Below are 26,984 nucleotides of genomic sequence, written 5' to 3'. Positions count from 1 at the left end.
GGCCGGTCAATGCGGTGGCCGGGGCGAGTCGTCGGGCGGTTTTCTTGTGGAGGGAGATGCATTGCGGCGGACGGAGCGCCTTCCATACGCCGTCCGGCGGCGTACGGAAGGCGCTCCGAAGAACGCCATGAACTACAACAACCGCAAGCTTAGTTCTTCTGCTTGCTTTCGTTGCCCGGGATGTACGGGCTCCAGGGTTGTGCGCGGATGGTGGTCTTGGTCTTGTAGACCACGTTGAACTGACCGTCCGCCTTGATTTCGCCGATCATGACGGGCTTGTGCAGGTGGTGGTTGGTCTTGTCCATTTCCAGCGTGTAGCCCGACGGTGCCTTGTAGGTCTGGCCACCCATGGCGGCGATCACCTTGTCGGTGTCGGTGGACTTGGCCTTTTCCACGGCCTGTGCCCACATGTGGATGCCGACGTAGGTGGCTTCCATCGGGTCGTTGGTCACGACGGTATCGGCGTTGGGCAGGTTCTTGGCCTTGGCGTATTCCTTCCACTTCTTGATGAAGGCGGTGTTGACCGGATTCTTCACCGATTCGAAGTAGTTCCAGGCGGCCAGGTGGCCCACCAGCGGCTTGGTATCGACACCGCGCAGTTCTTCTTCACCCACCGAGAATGCCACCACCGGCACGTCGGTCGCCTTCAGGCCGGCGTTGCCCAGTTCCTTGTAGAAGGGCACGTTGGAGTCGCCGTTGATGGTCGAGATCACGGCCGTCTTGCCACCTGCGGAGAACTTCTTGATGTTGGCCACGATGGTCTGGTAATCGGAGTGGCCGAACGGGGTGTAGACCTCGTCGATGTCGGAATCCTTCACACCCTTGCTGTGCAGGAAGGCGCGCAGGATCTTGTTGGTGGTACGCGGATAGACGTAGTCGGTGCCCAGCAGCACGAAGCGCTTGGCGCCGCCGCCTTCCTTGGACATCAGGTATTCCACGGCGGGAATGGCTTGCTGGTTGGGGGCAGCACCGGTGTAGAAGACGTTCTTCTCCAGTTCTTCACCTTCGTACTGCACCGGGTAGAACAGCAGGCTGTTCAGTTCCTTGAAGACCGGCAGCACCGACTTGCGCGACACCGAAGTCCAGCAGCCGAAGACTACCGAGACCTTGTCCTGGGAGATCAGCTGGCGGGCCTTTTCGGCGAACAGCGGCCAGTTCGAGGCGGGGTCGACCACCACCGGTTCGAGCTTCTTGCCCATCACGCCGCCGGCGGCGTTGATTTCGTCGATGGTCATCAGGGCCACGTCCTTCAGGGACGTTTCGGAAATCGCCATGGTGCCCGACAGCGAGTGCAGGATACCGACCTTGATGGTGTCGGCAGCGAAGGCCGAAGGCAGCCAGGAGGATGCGGCCAGTGCGAATGCGCCCAGAGCGGTGGCTTTCAGTACGGTACGACGTGACATGTGGTGCTCCCTCGAGAAAAGTTTTGGAAGATTTTTTTCACTGCCCAGTCGCTTTAGCAGATTGCGTGCCAATGCCCCGCCAAGGGCCTGCGGGCTGCATCAAAGCGGGGCGGGGAGGGGCACGGTGCGGGAAGAATGTTGTCAGGCACGCCAGGATTGCGCACCAAAGCCGAGCGCCATTGTCGACAGTCCCATGTCGCTGCGGCAACACTCACCAGCCTGGCGCTCGGCGGTGCGCGATCTTGGTGCGCCGCGCAAAGCGCCAGTGGAGGCGGGTTTGCGGCAAGTGGATCAACTTCCTGAGGGGTGAGACAGATTGTTCACAATAGTGAGCACATCCTGAACGATGGGGCAGCAGGCGGCGTGATCCATTGCGGTGCCTGCCCGGCGCTTGGGCCGGAAGATGGTCCTGGCGGACCACCCTCCGGCGCGGGATCAGCGCAGCAGCACGTGCTGCATGAACTGGCGCAAGGGGAATTCGATCATGTTCTGCAGGGTCACCGGCAACTCCAGCGGCCGCATGATCATCTTGATGGTGGTTTCGGGCTTGAGATTGACGCGCACGGTACGGCTCATGCGCGAGGCCAGTTCCTTCACGCGCGCCGGATCGGCGGCCAGTTCCGGCTTGTACACCATCACCACGTGACGGATGGCGCAATCGGCGTCCTCGCTCTTCAGTTCCAGGGTGCGGCGGCTGAGGGTGCCGAAGACGCGCGAGCGGCCGATGTTTTCTTCGCGGCGATAGCGGCGGAAGTACTGGTAGAAATGCTTGTAGTGATTGACCTCGTCATTGGCGATGAGCCCGGCCAGGTGCTTCAGGACCGGCTCGTCGGTGGCCCGCGCCAGCGCCCGGTAATAGGTGGAGGTGCCGGTCTCGACCACGCAGCGCGCGGCCAGCTCCTGGGCCCGTGTCGGTTCGAGCAGCTCGACCTTGCAGTATTGCGAATATTCGTTGAGGAAGCCCTGGTAGGCGCGCGGCCAGTCGAACTCCGGCCAGACATGCTCGACATAGGCGCGCAGGGCCGCGCCGTGCTGCAGCTCTTCCTGTTCCCATTGCTCGCGCAACCAGGTCTCGACCTCGGCATCGCCTTTGTAGAATTCCACCAGGTTGTGGGTGTAGAGGTCGGAACCGCTTTCGACGAAGGAAGCGCAGGCCACCAGGTAGAACAGGTCTTCATTCTGCCGCACCCGCTCGCGGTCGATGCGGCTCAGGTCGATGTCATCGATGGTCCAGTGTTTTTTTTCTTGGCGACTCGGGTTCATCTGCTATACCTCTCTTCTCAAAGTGATGGTGGGCATAGCGATATGATGCAGCGCGATGACATTGGTTCAGGGCCGCCGCCGGCGTCTTGACGCAACTTTGCAAAGCGTCGCGCGACGTCAGCATTTCGTCAGGTGGACCGGTCCGGGCGACTCTACCCGATCACAGGTTGCTGGTCGCGTCACTGCCCAGCACCACGCGGTTGCGGCCCTGGTACTTGGCGTGATACAGCGCCTGGTCGGCCACGCGCAGCAGTTGTTCGGCGCTGGTGTGCTCATCCGGCTGCAGCGAGGCCACGCCGATACTGGCCGTGATGTAGCCGAAGGGCGAATCGGCATGCGGCAGCTTGAGTTCGAAGATGGCCTGGCAGATGTGCTCGGCCTGCTGCAGGGCATGGGCGGTATCGCTCTCGGCGATGATGACGCAGAACTCCTCGCCGCCATAGCGTGCTACCAGGTCGGTAGCGCGGCGCGAACTCTTCTGCAGCACGCGCGCCACGATGCGCAGGCATTCGTCCCCGGCCACGTGGCCGTAGCGGTCGTTGTATTTCTTGAAGTAATCCACGTCCAGCATCAGGAGCGCCAGCGCATGGCCGGAGCGCACCGAGCGCCGCAGCTCGCTGTCGAGTACTTCGTCGAAGCGACGCCGGTTGGCCACCCCGGTCAGGCCATCGGTGGCCGAGAGCGCTTCCAGCTTGCGATTGGCCAGCTCCAGCTCGCGCGTGCGGCGGGCGACCTGGTCTTCCAGTTCTTCCTTGTTCTGCTGCAGCTTGCCGGCCATCTCGTTGAACTTGCGCGAGAGGATGGCGATCTCGTCGCCGCCGGCCTGTTCCACGCGCACCGTGGTATCGCCGCTGCCGGCTTCCTTCATGGCCGCCACCAGGCGCTGCAGCGGCACGCTGATGCTGCGCGCGATCAGCGCCGAGAGCAACAGTGAAGCGGCAAAGCACAGCAGGCCGATGGCGATGATCTTGTCGCGCACCGAGCGGGTGTCGGCGTTGAGCTTGTCGCTTGGCGTGGCGCTGACTACCCACCATGAGGTGTGCGGCAACTGGGCGATGGCGGCGTAGTAGCGCGTCTTGTCGGCGCGCGTGTAGGCGATGAAGTCGCTGGTGCGGCGTTGTCCCACGCTGGCCGTGATGCCCTCCAGCAAGGCCGGATCGGCACGGCTGAAGCTGGTATCGCGTCCCTGCACGACTACCGTGCCATCGCTCGCATCCACGATGAACAGACTGGAGTCATAGCCCAGGTCCACGCCCTCGAAGATGCTGAAGAAGTAGCTCGGCCGCACGCCGACGAAGAGCACGCCGGCAGCGCGGTTGTTGCCGGTGAAGCGGATCTCGCGCAGCATGGCCACGCTCTTCTGGCCATGGCCGCCGTTGTAGAGCGTCCACCAGCCGCGTCCGCCGAGGTCTGGCGCCTCCTCCGCCACGCGGGTGATGTTGCTGGCCAGCGGCGCAAAGATCTGCGGATCGATGACCTGGCGCTTGCGGTCCAGCAGGTATTTCTGGTTCACGTCCGGCAGCGATCCATAGGTGTCCAGCAGCACGCGCGCCACCCCGCTGCGGGCCGCAGCACTGGTGGCTTCGTCGCCGCTGTAATAGTCGCCCAGCAGGCGCTGCAGCTTGTCGGAGAGCGCCAGCTCCTCGCTGGTGTCCTCGATCTTTTCCATGCGCAGCATCAGGTTCTGCGAGATCTGCTTGACCACCTGGACCGAGTAGGTGTGTACCTTCTCCTGGGTGGCACGGGTGGTTTCGCGATAGGCCAGCAGACCTGAGATCACCAGCGGCACCAGCGAGACCAGGATGAAGGAATTGATGAGCCGGTAGCGGATTTCGATCTTGCGCAGGAATCCCAGCCAGAAAAAGTCGAGCCGTTTTTTCATCGAACGCGCTCCCTTACCTGGCCGACAGGCGTGCCTGTTCGGTGATGGAGTCCTGCAGCAGGCGCGCGGCCCGCGCCGGGGTCTGGCTGCCCGACAGCACGCTCTGCAGGAGTGGATGCAGGACGTCTATGGTATTGACCGGCAGCACCGAGTAATACAGTCCCGGGGCATTGCTGGCGGCGGCATCGCGCGTCATCTGGTCGACCAGCGCGAAGAGCGCGGGATCGCCTTTCACATCGGCCGCGATCACGCGGAACGGCGGAATGTTCTGCCGCTTGGCTTGCCAGATCGGCATCCCCGGACCGTAGAGGAAGTCCAGGAACTGCACCGCCGCCTGCCGTTGCCGCGCGCCGCTGTGCTGGGCCACTGCAAAGCCGGTCTCGCTGCCCAGCACCGGTTTGAGCGGCTGGCCCTTGTCATTCCATGGCGGCACGAACACGCCTACCCGCATGCCGCGCGCATTCATCAGCGTGCCGGCGGCCCAGCTGCCCTGGAAGGTCATCGCTGCGCGGCCTTCGGCGAACTGGCGCAGGGTCGTGTCGTAGCCGGCGCGCAGACAGTCGGCCTGCACCATCTTCTGCTCCACCAGCGTACGCAGGCGCGCAAAGATGGCCGCGCCGTCCGCATTGTCCAGCTGCAGGGTGCCATTGGCGATGCGGGTGCGCCAGTCGGGGACCTTGGCTGCGATCTGGTTGGCGAAGCCGTAGCTGAAGGGACCATTGCCCAGCATGTTGGGGAAGCCACCCCGCAGCGCCAGCGGCACCAGGCCGGCCTTGCGCAGTGCGGCGCCGGCCGCCAGGAAGGACTCGAAGTCGGCCGGTGGTGCAGTGATGCCGGCGCGGTCGAACATGTCGCGGTTGTAGTAGATCAGGGTGGTGGCCACGCCCGAGGGAATGCCGTAGCGCCGCCCGCCCGGCGAGGTCCATTCGCGTTGCAGGACCTCCAGCATGTTGCCCCAGGCCTGGGTATCGCCGATGTCGGCCAGCAAGCCCTGGTCCGCCAGGGTGGCCGTATACGGATTGGCGTTGACCGAGACGATGTCGGGCAGGCTGTCGGTGGCGGCGCGCGGCTTGAGGTTTTCCTCGACGGAATTGCCGATCATGAATTGCAGGTTGATCCGCACCTCGGGATGCTTGAGCGAGAAGGCATCGGCCACGCGATGCATTTCCTCGGACCAGTCGGGTGCCCAGACCAGCGCGGTGAGCACCACCGGTTCGGCGGCTGCGGTGGCTGTGGTGGCCGTGGCAGTGCTGCCGCTGTCGTCGCCACGCTCGCAAGCCATCAGCAGGAGTGCTGACGCCACCCCCGCGATGAAGATTCTGAGTCCGCGCTTGGCGTACCCTGTCATGCCTGACTGCCCGCAGCTGGAGTGGCAACCCGGATCAGGCACGCCTGTTACTGCTGGCGTATATCGGCCACGCATCGATTTCCCCTGCGGCTAAACTTTTCTTGTTTTACAGCAATGCGCATGGTGCCGCGTTGACCTTCGCGCAGTCATGGTGATCTGTGTCACCTGACCCGCTGCAGCCCGCGTTGCGCCTACCTGCCGCTCCCTTTGCACGATCCTGGCATGTGAGAACAATGACAACAAGTTTGCCAGCTTTTACATCGTCCTGCACGAACCGCGTGTGTATTTCTTGTCTTTGTTCAGCTTTTGCCACGGCGCAATTACGTCCGCCTTGATGTGCCGCCTGAACGAAAATGAACAGGCCCTTATAATGTGCCCCTCACGCCTTTCGGGGCGATCGCGCTTCACCTTGCTTCAACCTGTTGGCATCGTCCTCACTGCCGGCGATGCGGCTGTCTCACCGAATTCCACATGCACAACAAAGATACTTCGCTCTCCATGGGCAAATTTCCCCCATGGCTGGCCGTCCTGGCAGCCTTGACTGCGCTGGGTGCGCTGGCCATCGACATGTACCTGCCCAGCTTCACTGCCATCGCCAAGGAACTCGGCGTGGGCACCAACCTGGTCCAGCTCACGCTCGCTTCTTTCCTCGTCGGCCTGGCCGTCGGGCAGATGTTCTATGGTCCGCTGTCGGATCGCTTCGGCCGCAAACCGCCCTTGTTCTTCGGGATCGCCTTGTATTTCGTATGCTCCCTGCTGTGCATTTTTGTACAGAGCATTGAGACACTGATCGTGCTGAGATTGTTCCAGGGGCTGGGCGGCAGCGCCGGCATGGTGATCCCGCGCGCCATGGTGCGTGATCGCATGGGGGCCGAGGGTTCGGCCAAGGCGTTCTCGATGCTGATGCTGGTATTTGGCCTGGCACCCATCCTCGCTCCTTTCATCGGCGGCCTGATGCTGGTCTTCGCCAGCTGGCGCGGCATTTTCGTGGTGCTGACGATCTTCGGCCTGCTGTGCATGCTCGGCACGCGCAAGTACCTGACCGAAACGGTGGATGTCTCCCGTGCCGAACCGCTGCATCTGGGCCGCACCTTGCGCCAGTACTGGGGTTTGCTGCGCCATCGCCAGTTCATGTCCTTCGTGCTGTGCGGAGGATTGGTGCAGGCGGGCATGTTCGCCTACATCGCAGGCGGTCCGTTCGTGGTGATCGAGCTGCACGGGATCAAGCCGCAGTATTTCGGTTTCGTGTTTGCCTCCAACGCCATTGGCCTGATTGCCGCTTCGCAGATCAATGCGCGCCTGGTGGTCAAGCGCTCGGCCGAACGCGTGCTGGGCCGTGTACTGTGGGTACCGGCCGGCCTGTCGCTGGCGGTGGTGCTGGCGGTCCTGGCCGGACTGGAGAGCCTGCCGCTGCTGCTGTTCGGTTTCTTCGGTTTCCTCACGGCTTATGGTTTTACCGGCCCGAATGCAACCGCCATCGCGCTCAAGCACCAGGGCCGCCAGGCCGGCACCGCCGCCGCCTTGATGGGTACGCTGCAGTTCGGCATGGGCGTGCTCTCGGGTGTGGTGATGAGCCTGTGGCATGACGGCACGGCCTTGCCGCTGGTGTCGGTGATGGCCATCTGCGGCGTGAGCGCCTTCCTGCTGTATCACTTCGTGGCCAAGCATGAGCCGGTGACGCCGGCGGTGAACTGAGCGCCACTGCCCGGTTCCACCAATCCATCTCCAGCCCGGCCACGCGCCGGGCTTTTTTGTGTCCGCGCGGCACCGATGGCTTGCGCGATTTTCGGGATTGCGCTCACCCCCGGGGTGCGTTTCGCCTCAAGAACGCACATGGTCGCACCTCGCTGCACGAGGATCGGCGGGTTACGTCCCGGCGTGCAAAGCCGCACCGCAGCCGGGTTTGCGGCTACCACGCGGCCGGGTGGCACGCTCATTGCTGATGAGCCCTTCGCGGTCTGACCAGTCAGGCCAACAAGGACCTCCACCATGAGCATGCCCAACATCGCAGCACAGACCCTGCAGCGCCAGATTCTCTCCGGCACCTATGCGCCCGGCGCCATGCTGCCCAGCCAGCGCGAACTGGCCGAGTCCATGGGCATCAGCCGCGCGTCGCTGCGGGAGGCCTTGTCGATGCTGGAGGCGCTGGGCTTCATCCGTTCCGTTCCCGGCAAGGGCACGCTGGTGAGCCCACGCCAGGAGGGCCGCGTGGCCCCGCCCCAGCCACCCGCCGGTGAAGGCGGCACAGCCGCTGCGGCGCTGGACCTGGCGGCTGTGTTCCAGCTGCGCTATACGCTGGAGTCGGCCGGGGCCGCCCTGGCCGCGCGCCACATCAGCGCTCATGCCACTCCGCGCCTGTGGGGGATCCAGGCGCGCTTCGAGGAGGCGCTCAAGAATCTCGACCTGGTCAGCGCTTCGCACGCCGACCTGGAATTCCATCAGCTGCTGGCCGAGCTCTCCGGCAACCCCGCCTTTTCCCAGGTGGTGCGGCAGTTCGAGCGCCCCATCAGCCACAGCCTGCGCGTGCCCTTCGCCGACCGCGAACGCATCTGGGCACCCGCCGTGGAGCATCGCGCGATAGCGGCCGCCATCTCTGCCGGTGACATCGACGGCGCGCGCCAGGCCATGCAGCAGCACATCGTCAACGCCGCCCAACGCGTTGGTCTCTCATTCTCACCGCCCTGAAAGCAGGGCAGCTGATCTCGTTCTTGGCTTCGCGCAGTTTCAGTGGCATCCGTTGTTTCCATCGTCGTCCCTCAACCAGGAAAGCACCGATATGAAATTATCCAAGACCCTCCCCCTCACGCTGGCCTGTACCCTGGCCTTCGGCGCCTTGGCCAGCCTGCCGGCCCACGCCGAAAAAGTATTGCGCATCGCCATGACCGCCGGCGATATCCCGCGCACGCTGGGCCAGCCCGACCAGGGCTTCGAGGGCAACCGTTTCACCGGCATTCCCATGTATGACGGGCTCACGCAATGGGACCTGTCCAAAGCCGACAAGGCCAGCGAACTGATCCCCGACCTGGCCGTATCGTGGCAGGTCGATGCCAAGGACAAGACCAAATGGATCTTCAAGTTGCGTCCCGGCGTGAAATTCCATGATGGCTCGGCCTTCAACGCCGACGCCGTTGTCTGGAACGTCAACAAGGTGCTCGACAAGAACGCCGTGCAATTCGACCCCAGCCAGGTCGGCACCACCGCCTCGCGCATGCCCACCCTGCGCTCGGCGCGCAAGATCGATGATCTCACCGTGGAACTGACGACCGCCGAGCCGGACTCGTTCCTGCCGATCAACCTCACCAACCTGTTCATGGCCTCGCCCGCCCAATGGGAGAAAAAACTGGCTGCCGTGCCGGCCTCGGTGACCGACAAGGCCGAGCGCAGCAAGCAGGCCTGGGCTGCCTTCGCCGCCGATGCTTCCGGCACCGGCCCCTTCAAGATGGCCAAGTTCGTCCCGCGCGAGCGGCTGGAAGTGGTCAAGAACGACGGCTACTGGGATGCCGCACGCCGCCCCAAGATCGATCGTGTGGTGATGCTGCCGCTGCCCGAAGCCAACTCGCGCACCGCGGCCCTGATGTCGGGCCAGGTCGACTGGATCGAAGCGCCCGCACCGGATGCACTGGACGCGATCAAGGCGCGCGGCTTCAAGATCTATTCCAATCCGCAGCCCCACGTGTGGCCGTGGCAGCTGTCCTTCGTGCCCGGCTCGCCCTGGCTGGACAAGCGTGTGCGCCATGCAGCCAACCTGTGCGTGAATCGTCCGGCGATGAAGCAGCTGCTGGGCGGACTCATGGGTGAAGCCACCGGTACTGTCGAACCCGGCCATCCGTGGCGCGGCAACCCGAGCTTCCAGATCAAGTACGATCCGGCGGCCGCCAAGAAGCTCATGAGCGAAGCCGGCTATTCGGCCGCCAAGCCGCTGACGGTGAAGGTGCAGATCTCGGCCTCCGGTTCCGGTCAGATGCAGCCGCTGCCGATGAACGAGTTCATGCAGCAGAACCTGAAGGAGTGCTTCTTCGACGTGCAGTTCGACGTCATCGAGTGGAACACCCTCTATACCAACTGGCGCATCGGTGCCAAGGACCCCAGCGCGCACGGTGCCAATGCGATCAACGTCAGCTTCGCCTCCATGGACCCGTTCTTTGCCATGGTGCGTTTCGTCGATACCAAGGCTGCCCCGCCGACCTCCAACAACTGGGGCTTCTACAGCAACGCCGACGTCGATGCCTTGATCGCCAAGGCGCGCACCACCTTCGATCCCAAGCAGCGTGACGCCTTGCTGGCCCAGCTGCACGCCAAGATCGTCGATGAAGCGCCCTTCGTCTGGGTGGCCCACGACACCGGCCCGCGTGCCATCTCCGCCAAGGTCAAGGGCGTGGTGCAGCCGCAGAGCTGGTTCATCGACATCGCCACCATGAGCATGGACTGATGCCCTGACGCAGGAGCACATCAGCGGCGCCGCAGTGCGCCGGCGCCGCTGACGTTTTCTGCACCAGGCTTGACGTTTTCTGCACCGTGACGTTTTTCGCACCAAGCACCTTTTGCGGCACTGCCGCCGCAGCACCTGACCCGTCGCCGGAACTGCCATGATCGCCTACCTGATACGACGCTTTCTCTATGCCCTGCCCATCATGCTGGGCGTGGCCTTCCTCTGCTTCATGCTGGTCCACATCGCCCCGGGTGATCCGCTGGTCTCGATCCTGCCGCCGGATGCCTCGGCCGACCTGCAAAAGCAGCTCATGGAAATCTACGGATTCAACCGCAGCTATCCCGAGCAATTCCTGAGCTGGGTCTGGCGCGCCCTGCACGGCGACCTCGGCAGCTCGATCGCGACCGGCCGTCCGGTCGCCGCAGAAGTGTTCAAGGCGGTCGGCAATACCTTCATGCTGGCGGCCGTGGCTACGCTGATCGGTTTCGTGTTCGGTTCGCTGTTCGGCTTCGTGGCGGGCTACTTCCGCAATTCCTGGGTGGACCGCGCCGCCTCCTTCATTTCGGTGGTGGGCGTGTCGGTGCCGCATTACTGGCTGGGGATGGTGCTGGTGATCGTGTTCTCTTCCAAGCTGATGTGGCTGCCCGCCACCGGTGCCGGCCCCGATGGATCGGGCGCCTGGGTTTGGGACCTGGAGCACATGAAGTACCTGCTCATGCCGGCCGTGACCATGTCCTTCATCCCCATGGGCATCATCGCCCGTACCGTGCGCGCCCTGGTGGCCGACATCCTGGCCCAGGAATTCGTGGTGGGCCTGAAGGCGCGCGGCCTGTCGGACGCTGGCGTCTTGCGCCACGTGGTCAAGAATGCGGCACCGACCGCACTGGCCGTCATGGGCCTGCAACTGGGTTATCTGCTGGGTGGTTCGATCCTGATCGAAACCGTGTTTTCCTGGCCCGGGACCGGCTTCCTGCTCAACCAGGCCATCTTCCAGCGCGACCTGCCGCTGCTGCAGGGGAGCATCCTGGTGCTGGCCACGTTCTTCGTGGCGCTGAACCTGCTGGTGGATGTCCTGCAAACCATCTTCGACCCCCGTATCGAGCGAGCCTGACATGAACCTCTCCACTTCCGTCCCCGCCCTCAAGACGGCCGAGCCGGCCACCGCCATGCGCCGCTCGCGTGGCCACTGGGCCAACGTCGGTGCGCGCCTGGTGCGCAATCCCGGTGCCATGATCGCCGCCGCCGTGCTGCTGCTGCTGATCGTGGCGGCCATCGCCGCCCCCTGGGTGATGCCGGGCGATCCGTTTGCCGCCTCGATGTTTTCGCGCCTGAAACCCATCGGCACCGCCGGCCATCTGCTGGGCACCGACGAACTGGGGCGGGACATGTTCTCGCGCCTGCTGCTGGGTGGCCGGCTGTCGCTGTTCATGGGCATCACGCCGGTGCTGCTGGCCTTCGTCATCGGCAGTGCGCTGGGCATTGTGGCCGGGTACGCCGGCGGCTTCACCAACACCGCCATCATGCGCAGCATCGATATCCTCTACGCCTTTCCTTCGGTACTGCTGGCCATTGCCCTGTCGGGGGCGCTGGGTGCGGGCATCTTCAATGCGCTCACCTCGCTGACCATCGTCTTCGTCCCGCAGATCGCGCGCATTGCAGAAAGCGTCACCACCCAGGTGCGGCGCAGCGATTACGTCGATGCGGCGCGCGCCTCAGGGGCCAGCGCCTTCACCATCGTGCGCGCGCATGTCCTGGGCAATGTGCTGGGACCGATCTTCGTCTATTCCACCAGCCTCATTTCGGTCTCTATGATCCTGGCCTCGGGCTTGTCCTTCCTCGGCCTGGGCGTCAAGCCGCCCGAGCCGGAATGGGGCCTGATGTTGAACACCCTGCGCACCGCCATCTACACCCAGCCCTGGGTAGCGGCCCTGCCGGGCGCCTTCATCTTCGTCACCTCGATTTCCTTCAACCTGTTGTCCGACGGCCTGCGCTCGGCCATGGAGGTCAAGCAATGAGCCTGTCTGCCTCGCTCCTGAACCAGGATCCGCGTGATGTCGGCGGCCCGCGCCAGCCCCTGCTGGGCGTGCGTCAACTGCTGAAGCACTTTCCGCTCAAGCAGCAGGGCCTGCCCCTGCTGCGCGGTCCGGCCCATGCGGTGCGCGCAGTCGATGGCGTGAGCTTCGACATCATGAAAGGCGAAACCCTGGGCGTAGTCGGTGAATCCGGCTGCGGCAAGTCCACCACGGCGCGCGTGCTGATGCAGCTGATCGAGCAGGACAGCGGCGAACTGGTCTTCGACGGCCAGACCGTAGGATCGCGCGCCATGCCCTTGCGCCAGTTCCGGCGCCAGGCGCAGATGGTGTTCCAGGACAGTTATTCCTCGCTCAATCCGCGCATGACCATCGAGGATTCGATCGCCTTTGCGCCCACCGTACATGGCCTGCCCGCGCGTGAAGCCATCGTCCGTGCCCGCAGCCTCCTGGCGCGGGTGGGCCTGCAGCCGGAACGCTTCGCCGGACGCTATCCACACGAGCTCTCCGGCGGCCAGCGCCAGCGCGTCAACATCGCGCGCGCCCTGGCGCTGGAGCCGCGCCTGGTGATCCTGGATGAGGCCGTCTCGGCGCTGGACAAATCGGTGGAGGCGCAGGTGCTGAACCTGCTGCTGGACCTGAAGCAGGAATTCGGCCTTACCTATCTGTTCATCAGCCACGATCTGAACGTGGTCCGTTTCATCTCCGACCGCGTGCTGGTGATGTACCTGGGCCAGGTGGTCGAGGTCGGTCCGGCCGAGCAGGTGTTCGACACACCGCGCCATCCCTACACGCGCGCGCTGTTGCGCTCCATGCCCAGCATGGACCCCAGCCGCCGCACCGAAGAAGCGCCGCTGGCGGGCGACCCGCCCAATCCCATCAACCCGCCCCCGGGCTGCCGCTTCCATACCCGCTGCCAGTTCGCGCAGCCGGTCTGCCAGCAGCGCGCGCCGGCCTTTGTCGAGGCCGCACCGGAACACGGCGTGGCCTGCCTGCGCTATGAGGCCGGCAGTGGCTATGACGACACCGGATTCGAAGCCGGCATGCTGAACAAGGAGCTGCAACATGGCTGATGCTTCCAAGAAAACGATGGTGCGCCTGCATGACTTGCGGGTGACCTTCAAGGCCCCCGGCAAGACCATCCGCGCCGTCAGCGGCGTGGACCTGGAGGTGGCCGAGGGCGAGGTGGTGGCCTTGATCGGTGAATCGGGCTCGGGCAAGAGCGTCACGCTGCGTTCCATCATGCGGCTGCATCCCGAGGCGCGCACCCGTATCGAAGGTGGACTGGAAGTCGATGGCCGCGATGTCCTGGCGATGACCGGCCGCGAACTGTCGGCCCTGCGCGGCGACAGCGTGGCCATGATTTTCCAGGAACCCTTGCTGGCGCTCGATCCGGTCTATACGGTGGGGGCGCAGATCGCCGAGACCATCCGCCGCCACAAGAAGGTCTCGGCCGCCCAGGCCCGTGCACAGGCACTGGCGCTGTTCGAGAAGGTCCGCATTCCCAGCCCGGAACGGCGGCTTGATGCCTATCCCCACGAGATGTCCGGCGGCATGCGCCAGCGCGCCATGATCGCACTGGCGCTGTCCTGCTCGCCCAAGGTTCTGCTGGCCGATGAGCCCACCACGGCGCTCGATGCCACGGTGCAGATCCAGATCCTGCTGTTGTTGCGCGAGCTGCAGCGCGAGCTGGGCCTGTCGATCATCTTCGTCACCCACGACATCGGCGCGGCCGTCGAAGTGGCCGACCGCATCGCGGTGATGTATGCCGGACGCATCGTCGAGCAGGGACCGGCCTCGCAACTGCTGACCCAGCCGCGCCATCCCTACACCATGTCGCTGCTGCAAAGCCGCAGCCACGGCGCCATGCAGAAGGGCCAGCGCCTGCAGACCATCCCCGGCGCACCGCCCGACCTGGCCAACCTGCCGCCGGGCTGTGCCTTCGCCGAGCGCTGCCCGCATGCGCAGGCCGATTGCCTGACGCGGCAGCCGGTCGAACAATCCGTGGGCGAGCAACATACGGTACGCTGCCTGCGCGCCGAAGCACTGCAGCTGGCTGCAGCCTGATCCATGACCGCGCCGCTCTCCCACCCACACCGACCTGACAAGGAAACCGCATGAGTGCCGATGCTTTCACCGCCCGCTGCTTCGTCCCCTATCCCTTCGTGCCCCAGCCGCAGGCCGCCAGCGGCCCCCTGGCCGGCGTGCGCCTGGCGGTCAAGGACATCTTCGATGTGGAGGGCTATCCCACCGGCTGCGGCAATCCGCACATGCTGGCCCTGTCCGGCATCAAGGCCGCGTCTGCCCCGGCGGTGCAGTCGCTGCTGCAAGCGGGCGCGCAATTCGTCGGCAAGGTGGTCACCGATGAACTGGCCTTCTCGATGAACGGCAAGAACGCCCACTTCGGCACGCCTCGCAATGGCGGCGCGCCCGAGCGGATTCCGGGCGGCTCCAGTTCCGGATCGGCCTCGGCGGTCTCCAACGGCCTGGCCGACCTGGCGCTGGGCACCGATACCGGCGGATCGGTCCGGGTGCCGGCCAGCCATTGCGGCCTGATCGGCTTGCGGCCCACTCATGGCCGCGTACCGCTTGCGGGGGTGATGGACCTGGCGCGCAGTTTCGACACCTGCGGCTGGTTTGCACGCGACATGGACGTATTCGCCCGCGCGGGCGCGGTCTTGCTGGGCGAGGACAGCGCACCCTTGCCTCAGGCGCCGCGTGTGCTGGTTGCCAGCGACGTGCTGGGCCTGCTGGCGCCGCACGTGCAGTCCCGGTTTGCGCAGGTGCTGGAGCGCCTGGCGGGCGTGCTGGGTGTGCCGCAGCCGGTTGCGGCGGCGACCCCTTCCTTTGATGCGCTGTACTGGGCGTTTCGTCACATCCAGGGCTACGAGGCCTGGCAGGCCCATGGTGAGAACATCAGCCGTTACGGCTTCCAGCTGGGGCCGGGCGTGGCCGAACGCTTTGCCTGGTCGGCCACCATCACGGCGCAGCAGATGCAGGAGCACAGCGCCGTGCGCGAGACCTTCCGCGCCGCCTTTACCGGCCTGCTGGGCAACGACGGCGTGTTGCTCTTGCCCAGCGCGCCGGATGCGGCACCGCTGCTGACCGATTCGGAACAGTCGCTGGAAGACTATCGCAACCAGGCGGTGCGCATGCTCTGCCTGTCCGGGCTGTCGGGATGCCCGCAAATTTCGCTGCCCTTGATGCAACTCGATGGCGCGCCGTTCGGACTGTCCCTGATTGCACCGCCCGGCAGTGACCGTTCGTTGATCGATTATGCCGCGAGATTGATGCATGCCTGCGCCTGACACCGCCGCGCGCGTGATCCTGGCGCAAGCGCTGACGCAGGAGGCCTTCGCGGCCTATGGGGTGTTGATTGCGCCGGGCCCGTCCGAGCGCGACATCAACTTCGGTACCACACGCCGTTACGACGATGTGGCCGCCCTCGACGTGGACGACGAGGGCGGCCGCGCCTGCGTGGCCATCTTCCGCACGCAGGGGCAGGGCGATCCGGCAACCTATCCGCTGTGCGCCTTTGAACGCCACCGCCTGGGCAGCCAGAGCTTCATTCCCCTGGGAGCCAGCCGCTGCCTGGCGGTGCTGGCCGGCGACGGTGAGCGGCCGGATGAGTCGGCCATTGCCGCCTTCGTGATCGAGCCGGGACAGGGCGTCACCCTGCGCCGCGGAGTCTGGCACCATCCCTTGATCACCCTCGGTGCAGCCGATGTGCTGGTCATCGAACGTGCGGCCACGCAGGTCGATTGCGAGGTCGTCATGATGTCCACGCAGGCACAAGTGAAGTTGCCAGCGGCCTGAGCCGCACGCCGGCGTCGGGCCGGTGGCGGCGAATCCTGCAATAATGACGGATTCTCACCGCCGTGACCGCGCAGTGCCGCGCACAGGTCCGGCTTCCGATTCCATTGCCTTGCCATGCTTCACGCCGTTTGCGCCTCCGTCCTGTGGGGCCTGTTCCCGCTGTATTTCAAGTTGCTCAAGGAGATTCCCTCCTTCGATATCGTCGTGCATCGCCTCTTCTGGTCCTGCGTGTTCCTGGTGGCCGTGCTGGCCTGGCGGCGGCAATGGCGCTGGGTGGGCGAGGTCATCAAGCGGCCCATGGTGGTGCTGGGCTTCCTGCTCTCGGCCCTGCTGCTGACCGGCAACTGGACCCTGTATGTCTGGGCCGTCAACGCCGGGCGCATCGTCGATACCAGCCTGGGCTACTTCATGAGCCCGCTCATGAGCGTCTTCATGGGCTACCTGATCCTGAAGGAACGCATGCGTCCCCTGCAATGGCTGGCGGTCTTCCTGGCACTCGGTGCCGTGATCTGGCTGACCTTCGCCAACGGCAGCCTGCCGTGGATCTCGCTGCTGATCGCGCTGACCTTCGCCTTCTATGGCCTGCTGCGCAAGACCGCGCACCTGGGCGCGCTTGAAGGCCTGTCGCTGGAAACCTTGCTGATGCTGCCGCTGGTGCTGGCCATCCTGGGCGTGGATACCTTGCGTGACAACAATGCCTTCACCCATGCATCGACCACAGCCAAGATCCTGCTGGCCCTGTCCGGCCCGATCACGGCGGTGCCGCTGCTGCTCTTTGCCCATGGCGCGCGCCGCATCCCCTTGTCGATGCTGGGCCTGATGCAATACATTTCGCCTACCATCCAGCTGCTGGGCGGCGTGCTGATCTACGGCGAGCCCTTCACCGGGGCGCGCGCCATCGGCTTTTGCGTGATCTGGGTGGCGCTCGCGGTATACTCCGCCGAAGGCTTGTGGCGCTACCTGCGCACCCGCGCGCAAAGCTCGGCAGAGCCCAGCGCCGGCGGCGCCTGACGCCGCCTCCTATCGTTTCCCTCTCACTGGCAACTCATACCATGGCTCAATACGTCTTTACCATGAACCGCGTCGGCAAGATCGTGCCGCCGAAGCGGCAGATCCTCAAGGACATCTCGCTGTCCTTCTTCCCCGGCGCCAAGATCGGCGTGCTCGGCCTGAACGGCTCGGGCAAGTCCACCCTGCTCAAGATCATGGCCGGCATCGACAAGGAAATCGAGGGTGAAGCCATCCCGATGCCCAACCTGAACATCGGCTACCTGCCGCAGGAACCCCAGCTCGACGCCGAGAAGACCGTGCGCCAGGAAGTCGAAAGCGCCCTGGGCGAAGTCTTCGAAGCCCAGGCCAAGCTGGACGCGGTCTATGCCGCCTATGCAGAAGAAGACGCCGACTTCGACGCCCTCGCCACCGAACAGGCGCGCCTGGAAGCCATCATCGCCGCCGCTGACGGCAACAGCCTGAACCAGCAGCTGGAAATGGCCGCTGACGCCCTGCGCCTGCCGCCCTGGGACGCCAAGATCGGCGTGCTCTCCGGTGGCGAAAAGCGCCGCGTGGCGCTGTGCAAGCTGCTGCTCTCCAAGCCCGACATGCTGCTGCTGGACGAACCGACCAACCACCTGGACGCCGAATCGGTGGACTGGCTGGAGCAGTTCCTGCAACGCTTCCCCGGCACCGTGGTGGCCATCACCCACGATCGCTACTTCCTCGACAACGCCGCCGAATGGATCCTGGAACTGGACCGCGGCCACGGCATCCCCTGGAAGGGCAACTACAGCTCCTGGCTGGAACAGAAGGAAGCCCGCCTCAAGCAGGAAGAGGCCAGCGAATCGGCCCGCCAGAAGACCATCGCCAAGGAACTGGAGTGGGTGCGCCAGAACCCCAAGGGCCGCCAGGCCAAGAGCAAGGCGCGTCTGGCCCGCTTCAACGAGCTCTCCGAATACGAATACCAGAAGCGCAACGAGACCCAGGAAATCTTCATTCCCGTGGCCGAGCGCCTGGGCAATGAAGTCATCGAATTCAAGAACGTCAGCAAGGGCTATGGCGACCGCCTGCTGATCGACAACCTGAACTTCAAGATTCCGGCCGGTGCCATCGTCGGCATCATCGGTCCCAACGGGGCCGGTAAATCGACCCTGTTCCGCATGCTGGCCGGCCGTGAAACGCCGGACAGCGGCGAACTGGTGCTGGGCCCCACCGTCAAGGTGTCGCTGGTGGACCAGTCGCGTGAAGACCTGGGCAACAAGAAGACGGTCTTTGAAGATGTCTCGGGCGGTGCCGACATCCTCACCGTGGGCCGTTTCGAAATGCCCTCGCGCGCCTACCTGGGCCGCTTCAACTTCAAGGGCGGCGACCAGCAGAAGGTGGTCGGCAACCTGTCCGGCGGTGAGCGCGGCCGCCTGCACCTGGCCAAGACCCTGCTGCAGGGCGGCAACGTCCTGCTGCTGGACGAACCGTCCAACGACCTCGACGTGGAAACTCTGCGCGCCCTGGAAGATGCGCTGCTGGAATTTGCCGGCACCGTGCTGGTGATCTCCCACGATCGCTGGTTCCTGGACCGTATCGCCACCCACATCATCGCCTTCGAAGGCGATTCGCAGGTCACCTTCTTCGACGGCAACTATCAGGAATACGAAGCCGACAAGAAGAAGCGCCTCGGCGAAGAAGCCGCCAAGCCCAAGCGTATCCGTTACAAACCGGTTACGCGTTGATGGCTTGACTGAGATGGTCGAGAAAACGCCGCTGGCTTCAGCGGCGTTTTTTTTCGTCCGTGCAGCGGAACGTCGTCGGAGGTAAAGAGTTGTAGGGACGCATGACGCCACCCATCGCGCTGGCTACCATCGTGGATCACAAGACTAAGGGAGCCCCGATGACAATCCGCCTGATGCCGACGCTGTCCCTTGCGATGGTGGCCGCACTGGCCGGCTGCGCCTCCTCGCAACCGGTCACGCAGATCGACAAGGACACCTACCTGCTGGTGGCCAGTTCACGCTGGCACGGCAACGACGGCGTCGCGGTACAGGGTCTGCAGCAGGCCGATGACTGGTGCCGTCAGCAGGGCCGCCGTGCGCGCATCATCGGCAGCGAACGTTCGGAAGGCGTGATCGGCGTGATGCCACCCAAGGTGATGCTTAGTTTCAAATGTGATCTTATTCGCCAGTAGGCCGTCCCACGGCCCGGGAGCCGGCAGGAATCGGCCTGCGCGGGTAGAATCACGCCCTTGCCGCGCCCACAAGGCGCGTGATCGAGGATAGAGAAGAGGCCGGCACCGGACCTGGTGCACGAAGCCTCTCCGCCGCAGTGTGCGTCATCCGCGCAATGAACATAACAAACGCGCCATCCCGGCATGATCGTCTTCATGCACGGGCCTGTATTCATCATTCATCCATTGCCATGCTTGCCACCATCACCCGCCTCTTTCCCGTGTGGGCGCTGCTGCTTTCCGCCGCTGCCTACTTCTCACCGCCGACCTTCACGCCCATCGGCAAATACATCACCCAGCTGTTGACGCTCATCATGCTGACCATGGGCGTCACGCTCACGGTGGACGACTTCAAGCGCATCATCAAGCGCCCCGCACCGGTGGCTGCCGGCATCATCCTGCACTACCTGGTCATGCCGCTGGCTGCCTGGGTCATCGCCAAGGTACTGCGCATGCCGCCTGACCTCACCGCCGGCATGGTGCTGGTGGGCAGCGTCGCCTCCGGCACTGCCTCCAACGTGATGATCTATCTCTCGCGCGGCGATGTGGCCCTGTCGGTGACGATCTCCACGCTCTCCGCGCTGGTGTCGGTGTTCGCCACGCCGATGCTGACCGAGCTCTACGTGGATGCCTCCATCCACTTCGACGCCCACGCCATGCTGATGTCGATCGTGCAGATCGTGGTGGTGCCCATTGCGGTCGGCCTGGTGCTGAACCTGTTCGCGGGCAAGCTGATCCGCCGCATCGAGCCCTACCTGTCGCTGGTGTCGATGGTGGCCATCCTGCTGATCATCTCGGCGGTGGTTGCGGGCAGCCAGGCCAGCATCGCTTCGGTCGGCCTGGTGGTGCTGGTGGGCGTGATCCTGCACAACGGCCTGGGTTTGCTGGGTGGCTACTGGGGTGGCCGCCTGCTGGGCTTCGACGAAGCAGTCTGCCGCACGCTGGCCATCGAAGTCGGGATGCAGAATTCCGGTTTGGCGGCCGCCCTGGGCAAGCTGTATTTCACGCCGGTGGCGGCCTTGCCGGGCGCACTGTTCTCGGTGTGGCACAACCTCTCCGGGTCGCTGCTGGCCGGTTACTGGCGTGGCCGTCCGCCACGTGACTGAAGCGCAGTTGCAATGATGCAGCGCTGAATCCAACGGCCCGCTTCGCCTTGAGGCGGGCCGTTGTCGTTGGTGCGCAGCGAAGCGCAAAAACTGATTACAATCCGCCATCACCGCACGTCCCATCCATCTCCATCAGGAGGGTTTTCCATGCAAAAACGCAAGTTCCTCGGCCTCGGTGCCTCGCTGCTGGCCGCACCCGTGGCCCTGCCTGCATTGGCTGCCGACAAGAAGTCCGGTGCTGCCGCAGGTCCGGTATTGCTCACGGTGACCGGCGACATCAGCAAGGCCAATCGCGGCCCGCTCGATCCGGCGCTGGACCAGATGATGGCCAAGCAGAAGCTGGCGTTCGACCGTGCCCACACCTTCGATTTTGCCGCGCTCGCCGCGCTGCCTTCGGTGGAGATCCGTCCCACGCTGGAATACGATGGCCGCCGCCACAGCCTGCGCGGTCCGCTGCTCTCGGAAGTCTTGCGCGCCGTCGGAGGTCCCGCCACTGTGCAGAACTGTGCCCTGCGCGCCGTCGATGGCTACGCGGTGCTGGTCTCGGCGGAAGATATCGCCAAGTACCGCTTCATCATCGCCACCCATCTGGATGGCAAGCCCATCCCGCTGGGTGGACTCGGTCCGCTGTGGGCCGTATATGACGCCGACAGCTTCCCCGAGATGAGCGCGCGCCCCTTGCCGGAGCGCTTCGGCCAATGCCCGTGGGGGCTGTATCACATCGCCGTGCGCAAGGCCTGACGAGATGCGCAGGACAGCGCCTCAGACGTTGATGACACTGTCCGACTTCATGCGCTTGCGCAGTTCGAACTTCTGGATCTTGCCGGTGGACGTCTTGGGCAGCGGACCGAAGTAGATCGCCTTGGGTACCTTGAAACCGGCCAGATGGCCCCGGCAGAATTCGGTCAGTTCGGCCGCATCGATGTTGGCCCCGTCCTTGAGTTCGACGAAGGCGCAGGGCGTCTCTCCCCATTTCTCATCCGGTTGCGCTACTACCGCTGCGGCCAGCACGGCCGGATGGCGGTAGAGCACGTCTTCCACTTCCACGCTGGAAATGTTTTCCCCGCCGGAGATGATGATGTCCTTGCTGCGGTCCTTGATCTTGATGTAGCCGTCCGCGTTCATCACGCCCAGATCACCGGTATGGAACCAGCCCCCGGCAAAGGCTTCCTGCGTGGCCTTGTCGTTCTTCAGGTAACCCTTCATGCAGATGTTGCCGCGGAACATGATCTCGCCGATCTCCTCGCCATCGGCGGCCACCGGTTCCATGGTGTCCGGCGAGAGCACCGTCACTCCGCTCTGCAGGTGATAGCGCACGCCCTGGCGAGATTTCTGCACCGCGCGTTGATCCACCGACAGCGCGTTCCATTCATCCTGTTCCGCACACACGGCTGCCGGTCCATAGACTTCGGTGAGTCCATACACGTGGGTCAGCTCGAACTGCATCGCCTCCATCTTGGCCAGCACGGCCGCTGGCGGCGGCGCACCGGCCACCATCGCCTTGACCGGACCGCGGATGCCGGCGCGCCAGCCCTCGGGGGCATTGGCCAGCGCCGCATGCACGATGGGCGCGGCGCAGTAATGCGTGATGCCATGTTCGGCGATCAGGTCGAACACCAGCTTGGGGTCGAACTTGCGCAGGCATACGTTCACGCCTGCGCGGGCGGCCACGGTCCACGGGAAGCACCAGCCATTGCAATGGAACATGGGCAGCGTCCACAGGTAGACCGGATGCTTGGGCAGATCCCATTCGAGGATGTTGGAGACCGCATTCAGGGCCGCGCCGCGATGGTGATAGACCACGCCCTTGGGGTCGCCGGTGGTGCCGGAGGTGTAATTCAGCGCAATCGCATCCCACTCGTCGGCGGGCCATTGCCATTCGAAATTTTCATCGCCATCGGCCAGCAGGGCTTCGTATTCCAGATGGCCGAAACGCTCGCCGGGCACCGGCGGCGGACCCAGCACGTCGAACACCTCGACGATTTTGAGCGCCGGCAATTGCGTGCGCAACTGCTGCGCCAGCGCGGCGAATTCGCTGTCGATCAGCAGCACCTTGGCTTCGCCATGGCGCAGCATGAAGACGATGGATTCGGCATCGAGCCGGATGTTGAGGGCATTCAATACCGCACCGGCCATGGGCACACCGAAGTGCGCCTCCACCATCGCCGGGGTATTGGGCAGCATGGCCGAGACGGTGTCGTTCTTGCCGATGCCCAGACGCTGCAGGGCGCTGGCCAGGCGGCGCGTGCGGCGATAGGTCTGGTCCCAGTCCTGGCGCAATGCGCCGTGAATGATGGCGGGACGCTGGCCATAGACGGCGGCGGCGCGCGCGATGAAATCGATGGGGGTGAGGGCCGCGTAATTGGCGGCGTTGCGGCCAAGGCCGGTGTCGAAATCTGCCATGTCTGTCTCCTTGCGGCGGGGATGAGGGGCGCGGCCTGTGCATTTTTTATCAGCCGCCTGTTATTTTCTGCACTAGGGTAGCACCGAAGCTGTCTTGCGCTTTGTCATCACGACGACAAGGCTGACATGCGACAATGTTTGCCGTTTCCTTCCCTCTCTGACGATCCCATGAGCAGCCCGATGGCGCAGCTTCTGCAGCAATACGACTGGTTCGCCGCACTGGCTGGCGAACATCGTGCGCTGGCCGCCGCCACCACCCAGTTGACGCGCTTGTCGGCCGATGCCTTCGTGGCCCGGCGCGGCGAACTCTCGCAATACTGGATCGGCGTCCATGAGGGCTTGATCAAGCTGGCCGTCTACAACATCGATGGCCGCAGCAGTACGCTCTCGGGCGTACCCGAGGGCGGCTGGTGCGGCGAGGGCAGCGTCATCAAGCGCGAGCCGCGCCGCTATGACGTCATCGCCATCCGGGCGTCACAGATCCTGCTGGTGCCGGCCGATACCTTCCACCGCCTCATGGCCGAGAGCCTGCCCTTCAACGCCTTCGTCATCGGCCAGTTGAACGAACGCATGGGCCAGTTCATCGCCACGGTCCAGAACGAACGCCTGCTTGATGTTGACGCCCGTGTGGCGCAGGCCATTGCACAGCTGTTTCATCCGATGCTGTATCCGCGTACTTCCAAGGTGCTGGAACTGTCGCAGGAAGAGATTGGCCTCTTGACCGGATTGTCGCGCCAGCGCGTGAACCAGGCCATGCGCCACCTGGCCGAGCTGGGGCTGGTGGAGATTTCCTACCAGAGCATTCGCGTGGTCGACCTCGATGGCTTGCGCGCCTTCGGCATGGCCTCGCTGTGAGCGGCCTGTCACCACGATGACAGTCAGGCGCAGGCTACCGGCTTAAGATCGGGCGAACATTCCGGCGTTGACACTGCATCGATTCATCCATGGCCATCATCACCCATCATCACCTGCTGCTGCGTGAACTGCGGTTCGCCGCCCCGGCGCGCGTGCGGGTCTGGAAGGGGGCGGCCACCTTGAAGAGCGGGGGCGTAGCGGTAGAGCTGCAGGAGGGCGAAAGCTTCACGGTGCCGCCCTTCGTGCGTTTTTCCTGCCTCGCGCATCCGCGCGTGACGGCACAAGGCATGCGCCCCGCAGTCTGGTCGCTGGCGCTGGAGGCACAGGCCAGCGCCGACATGGAACGCGCCGCCGACACCAGCAAGCCCCACGCCCGCCGCCTTGCCGCCGCCATCTTTGCGCAGCCCAGCGCCGACTGGTGCGCCGAGCGCATCGCAGGTCAGTGGCAGATCTCCACTGCCCGCCTGCGTGCCTTGCTGTTTGCCGAGGGCGAGTCATTGCGCAGCCTGGTGCGCGAGCAGCGCGTGGCCTGGGTGCTGGCGCAACTGGCGCGGATGGAAGATGCCGGTGCCAGTCCCGCCGCAGCCGGGTTTGCCTCGCTGTCGGCCCTGCAGCGCGCCTGCCAGGACCTGATCGGCCTGCCGCCCGAGATTGCCGGCCGCGCCCTGTCGCTGCTGAGCAGCCATCCCCGTCCGGCCGTTGCTGCGCAGGATGACCCGGCCCGCCAGCCGCGCTACCGCCCTTATTTCTGAAGCGTCTGCGGCCGGGTGGCGGCAAGTTTGCTACCATCTGCGCTTTCCCTCAATTCTGTGTGGCCCGGTCCGGGCTGATTTCTCATGAGCAAGTTCTGGAGTCCCATCGTCAGCCGCCTGACGCCCTACACCCCCGGCGAACAACCCAAGATCGCGCGCCTGGTCAAGCTCAATACCAACGAGAGCCCGTATGGCCCGTCGCCGCTGGCCCTGCAGGCCATCGCCCGCGAGGTCAGCGACAACCTGCGCCTGTACCCCAATCCCGACGCCGAACCGCTGAAGCTGGCCATCGCCCGCCGCCATGCCGCAGACGGTATCAGCGCGCGCGAGGTGTTCGTGGGCAACGGCTCCGACGAAGTGCTGGCGCACGCCTTCCAGGCCCTGCTGCAACATGGCAAGCCCATCCTGTTCCCGGATATCACCTACAGCTTCTATCCGACCTATGCCGGCCTGTACCAGGTTGACTATCGCGCCGTGCCGCTGGCCGAAGATTTCACCCTGCGCACCGAGGATTACCTCGGCCATGGCGATGCCATCGGCGGCATCATCTTCCCCAATCCCAATGCGCCGACCGGCTGCCTGCTTGGATTGGACGAAGTGGAGCGCATCCTGCAGGGCAATCCGGAGCGCGTGGTGGTGGTCGATGAAGCTTATATCGATTTCGGCGGCGAGAGCGCCATCCCGCTGGTGCAGCGCTATCCCAACCTGCTGGTGGTGCAGACCTTCTCCAAGTCGCGCGCATTGGCCGGCATGCGGGTCGGTTTCGCAGTCGGCCATGCCGACCTGATCGATGCGCTGGAACGCGTCAAGAACAGCTTCAACTCCTATCCGCTGGACCGCCCCGCCATTGCCGGTGCCACCGCCGCCATCGAGGACGAGGACTATTTCCGCAAGACCTGCGACATGGTCATCGCCAGCCGCACCGCACTGGTGGCGCAGCTGGAAGCACTGGGCTTCGAGGTGCTGCCTTCGGCGGCCAACTTCGTCTTCGCCCGCCATCCGCAGCGCGATGCCGCCGAGCTGGCCGCTGCCTTGCGCAGCGATGGCATCATCGTGCGCCACTTCAAGAGCGAGCGCATCAAGCAGTTCCTGCGCATCACCATCGGCACCGATGAGGATTGCGGCACCCTGGTGGAGGCATTGCGCCGCCATCTCGGCCAGCAGTAAGTATCCCCTCTGCGGGCCGCGCCGGTGTTGGCCGCGCGGCCCGATGTGCAGAAAACGTCAGACGCCTGCGGTGCGTCCCTCGCCCGCGCCCAGCGGCCTTTGCCGCCACGCCACCAGCGCCCCCGCCAGCAGCATCAGTGCAGAAAACGTCAAGCCGCGTTGCAGGCCGCCGGCACCATCGGCGATCCATCCGACGATGGACGGGCCGATGATCTGCCCCACGGCAAAGATGATGGTGAAGGCGCTGATGCCGGCTGGCCAGTCCGATGGCGGGAGGTTGTGACGCACCATGGCCGTGGTCGACGCCACGGCCGACAGGAAGCAGCCGCCAAACAGCAGCCCTGAGGCAAACACCGCCACCGGCGCGTCCGTCATGGCCGGCAGCAGCGTGGCCAGGCACAGCAGGCCATTGAGGATGGCCAGCGATTGCCCGCCCCGGAAGCTGTCCAGCATGCGTGCCCAGATGCGTGAAGACGCAAAGGTCGCCGCGCCCAGCAGCGCAAAGAACAGCGTGATGCGCGCCGGTGCCATCCCTTCTTCCTTCAGCAAGGCGATGACGAAGGTCATGTAGCCGATGTACCCGAGCCCGAAGAATAAATAACCGGTCAGCCCGAACAACAAACTGCGCGCACGCCAGGTCCCGCCTCCTGCCGCCTGCGCCGGCGAGGTCGGCATCAGCCGCGCGGGCAGCGTCATGATCAGGCTGGCCACCAGCGCCAGCGTACCCAGCAGAATCCACGCCCATTGCCACGGATGGGGCGCACCCCGGGCGGCTGCGGCCTCCATCACCGGTGGCACCAGCAGCGACGCGGCCACGATGCCGATCCCGGTACCGCCGTAATACAAGCCCAGCAGCAGGCCGGCGCGCTGCGCATGCAATGCCGCCAGCCGGCTCACCAGCAATCCGCCCGAGACGAAGATGAGCGCACTGGTCACACCCGTTACTATCCGCAGCAGCAATTGCAGCAGCGTGTCCGTGGTCAGCGCCGGCAGGAAGGACAGCAGGGCGGTGGCGAAGGCGCCCGCGATCAGCACGCGGTGCGCCTGATAGCGGCGCATCAGGCGCGGCGTCAGCAGCGCGCCCAGCAGGTAGCCCAAGGCATTGCCGGTATTCATGCCGCCGGCGATGAGGTAAGGCCAGCCGAGGTCGCTGCGCATGGGTGCCAGCAGCAGGGCATAGGAGAAACGCGCCACCCCCAGCGCCACGGCCGTGCCCAGCGACAGGGCCAGGGCGGTCAGGATGGGGTGGCGCAGGATGAAAGGCGAGGGCGCATGCGCGGCGTGCGGGGGCATGGAATGGCGTCTCCTGGCGGTCTTGT

The 26,984-nt window shown here is 64.9% G+C and carries 23 protein-coding genes; 17 read left to right on the top strand and 6 right to left on the bottom strand.

What is annotated here, in order from left to right; genetic code table 11:
* Positions 1–149: 149 nt before the first annotated feature.
* The 4 genes from urtA to J2X56_RS18420 all read right to left on the bottom strand — a co-directional run bounded on the left by urtA (position 150) and on the right by J2X56_RS18420 (position 5,896).
* Entirely contained in the window at positions 150–1,403 is a 1,254-nt protein-coding gene (urtA, locus tag J2X56_RS18435; RefSeq protein WP_013236630.1) for an urea ABC transporter substrate-binding protein, read from the bottom strand.
* A 435-nt stretch (positions 1,404–1,838) separates the two neighbouring features.
* Positions 1,839–2,666: a ferritin-like domain-containing protein gene (locus tag J2X56_RS18430; protein WP_134134231.1), complete on the bottom strand. Its 828-nt coding sequence runs from the start codon at positions 2,664–2,666 to the stop codon at positions 1,839–1,841.
* 160 nt (positions 2,667–2,826) lie between these two features.
* Positions 2,827–4,548, bottom strand: a complete 1,722-nt coding sequence (locus J2X56_RS18425) for a diguanylate cyclase (RefSeq protein WP_034339882.1) — start codon at positions 4,546–4,548, stop codon at positions 2,827–2,829.
* Between the two features lie 13 nt (positions 4,549–4,561).
* Entirely contained in the window at positions 4,562–5,896 is a 1,335-nt protein-coding gene (locus J2X56_RS18420; protein ID WP_310161542.1) for an extracellular solute-binding protein, read from the bottom strand.
* A 471-nt stretch (positions 5,897–6,367) separates the two neighbouring features.
* On the opposite strand from J2X56_RS18420, the gene J2X56_RS18415 reads away from it, so the two are divergent.
* The 14 genes from J2X56_RS18415 (at position 6,368) to J2X56_RS18350 (ending at position 21,229) form a co-directional block, all read left to right on the top strand.
* A complete protein-coding gene (locus J2X56_RS18415) occupies positions 6,368–7,591 on the top strand; it encodes a Bcr/CflA family multidrug efflux MFS transporter (RefSeq protein ID WP_121041317.1) in 1,224 nt (407 codons plus the stop codon).
* A gap of 294 nt (positions 7,592–7,885) precedes the next feature.
* A complete protein-coding gene (locus J2X56_RS18410) occupies positions 7,886–8,581 on the top strand; it encodes a FadR/GntR family transcriptional regulator (protein WP_121041315.1) in 696 nt (231 codons plus the stop codon).
* A gap of 91 nt (positions 8,582–8,672) precedes the next feature.
* Positions 8,673–10,325: an ABC transporter substrate-binding protein gene (locus tag J2X56_RS18405; RefSeq protein ID WP_121041313.1), complete on the top strand. Its 1,653-nt coding sequence runs from the start codon at positions 8,673–8,675 to the stop codon at positions 10,323–10,325.
* Positions 10,326–10,482: 157 nt separating this feature from the next.
* Entirely contained in the window at positions 10,483–11,436 is a 954-nt protein-coding gene (locus J2X56_RS18400) for an ABC transporter permease (RefSeq protein ID WP_121041311.1), read from the top strand.
* A gap of 1 nt (position 11,437) precedes the next feature.
* Positions 11,438–12,340, top strand: a complete 903-nt coding sequence (locus tag J2X56_RS18395; RefSeq protein WP_121041309.1) for an ABC transporter permease — start codon at positions 11,438–11,440, stop codon at positions 12,338–12,340.
* The gene (locus J2X56_RS18390) at positions 12,337–13,428 is read left to right on the top strand and encodes an ABC transporter ATP-binding protein (RefSeq protein ID WP_121041307.1); all 1,092 of its coding nucleotides are present in this window, start codon (positions 12,337–12,339) and stop codon (positions 13,426–13,428) included. The genes J2X56_RS18395 and J2X56_RS18390 overlap by 4 nt, the downstream gene beginning before the upstream one ends.
* Positions 13,421–14,422 carry an ABC transporter ATP-binding protein gene (locus J2X56_RS18385; RefSeq protein ID WP_121041305.1) on the top strand — a complete coding sequence of 334 codons (1,002 nt, stop codon included), beginning with the start codon at positions 13,421–13,423 and terminating at the stop codon, positions 14,420–14,422. The genes J2X56_RS18390 and J2X56_RS18385 overlap by 8 nt, the downstream gene beginning before the upstream one ends.
* A 50-nt stretch (positions 14,423–14,472) precedes the next feature.
* The gene (locus J2X56_RS18380; RefSeq protein ID WP_121041303.1) at positions 14,473–15,663 is read left to right on the top strand and encodes an amidase; all 1,191 of its coding nucleotides are present in this window, start codon (positions 14,473–14,475) and stop codon (positions 15,661–15,663) included.
* Positions 15,650–16,171: an ureidoglycolate lyase gene (locus J2X56_RS18375; protein ID WP_199725056.1), complete on the top strand. Its 522-nt coding sequence runs from the start codon at positions 15,650–15,652 to the stop codon at positions 16,169–16,171. The genes J2X56_RS18380 and J2X56_RS18375 overlap by 14 nt, the downstream gene beginning before the upstream one ends.
* A gap of 114 nt (positions 16,172–16,285) precedes the next feature.
* The gene (gene rarD, locus J2X56_RS18370) at positions 16,286–17,182 is read left to right on the top strand and encodes an EamA family transporter RarD (protein WP_310161529.1); all 897 of its coding nucleotides are present in this window, start codon (positions 16,286–16,288) and stop codon (positions 17,180–17,182) included.
* Positions 17,183–17,223: 41 nt separating this feature from the next.
* On the top strand, positions 17,224–18,891 hold the full coding sequence (ettA, locus tag J2X56_RS18365; RefSeq protein ID WP_039790218.1) for an energy-dependent translational throttle protein EttA: 1,668 nt from the start codon (positions 17,224–17,226) through the stop codon (positions 18,889–18,891).
* A gap of 101 nt (positions 18,892–18,992) precedes the next feature.
* On the top strand, positions 18,993–19,343 hold the full coding sequence (locus J2X56_RS18360) for a YgdI/YgdR family lipoprotein (RefSeq protein WP_240733816.1): 351 nt from the start codon (positions 18,993–18,995) through the stop codon (positions 19,341–19,343).
* 230 nt (positions 19,344–19,573) lie between these two features.
* Positions 19,574–20,488 carry a bile acid:sodium symporter family protein gene (locus tag J2X56_RS18355; RefSeq protein ID WP_088755427.1) on the top strand — a complete coding sequence of 305 codons (915 nt, stop codon included), beginning with the start codon at positions 19,574–19,576 and terminating at the stop codon, positions 20,486–20,488.
* A gap of 147 nt (positions 20,489–20,635) precedes the next feature.
* Positions 20,636–21,229 carry a molybdopterin-dependent oxidoreductase gene (locus J2X56_RS18350; protein ID WP_121041300.1) on the top strand — a complete coding sequence of 198 codons (594 nt, stop codon included), beginning with the start codon at positions 20,636–20,638 and terminating at the stop codon, positions 21,227–21,229.
* A 21-nt stretch (positions 21,230–21,250) separates the two neighbouring features.
* Here J2X56_RS18350 and J2X56_RS18345 read toward each other — a convergent pair whose 3' ends face one another.
* Entirely contained in the window at positions 21,251–22,891 is a 1,641-nt protein-coding gene (locus tag J2X56_RS18345) for an acyl-CoA synthetase (RefSeq protein WP_310161519.1), read from the bottom strand.
* A gap of 180 nt (positions 22,892–23,071) precedes the next feature.
* Between J2X56_RS18345 and J2X56_RS18340 the strand changes: the two genes are divergently transcribed.
* The 3 genes from J2X56_RS18340 to hisC all read left to right on the top strand — a co-directional run bounded on the left by J2X56_RS18340 (position 23,072) and on the right by hisC (position 25,665).
* Positions 23,072–23,746, top strand: a complete 675-nt coding sequence (locus tag J2X56_RS18340; protein ID WP_121041296.1) for a Crp/Fnr family transcriptional regulator — start codon at positions 23,072–23,074, stop codon at positions 23,744–23,746.
* 89 nt (positions 23,747–23,835) lie between these two features.
* Positions 23,836–24,498, top strand: a complete 663-nt coding sequence (locus J2X56_RS18335) for a helix-turn-helix transcriptional regulator (protein WP_134134223.1) — start codon at positions 23,836–23,838, stop codon at positions 24,496–24,498.
* A gap of 84 nt (positions 24,499–24,582) precedes the next feature.
* Positions 24,583–25,665, top strand: coding sequence for a histidinol-phosphate transaminase (hisC, locus tag J2X56_RS18330; protein WP_039790211.1), 1,083 nt, complete (start codon positions 24,583–24,585; stop codon positions 25,663–25,665).
* A 57-nt stretch (positions 25,666–25,722) separates the two neighbouring features.
* Here the strand turns inward: hisC and J2X56_RS18325 are convergent, their stop codons facing one another.
* On the bottom strand, positions 25,723–26,958 hold the full coding sequence (locus J2X56_RS18325) for a YbfB/YjiJ family MFS transporter (RefSeq protein ID WP_310161514.1): 1,236 nt from the start codon (positions 26,956–26,958) through the stop codon (positions 25,723–25,725).
* Positions 26,959–26,984: the final 26 nt, after the last annotated feature.

Origin of the sequence: Herbaspirillum sp. 1173 (assembly GCF_031455335.1) — a bacterium.
GTDB lineage: Bacteria > Pseudomonadota > Gammaproteobacteria > Burkholderiales > Burkholderiaceae_D > Herbaspirillum > Herbaspirillum huttiense.
This window is presented reverse-complemented; position numbering and strand designations above follow the sequence as displayed.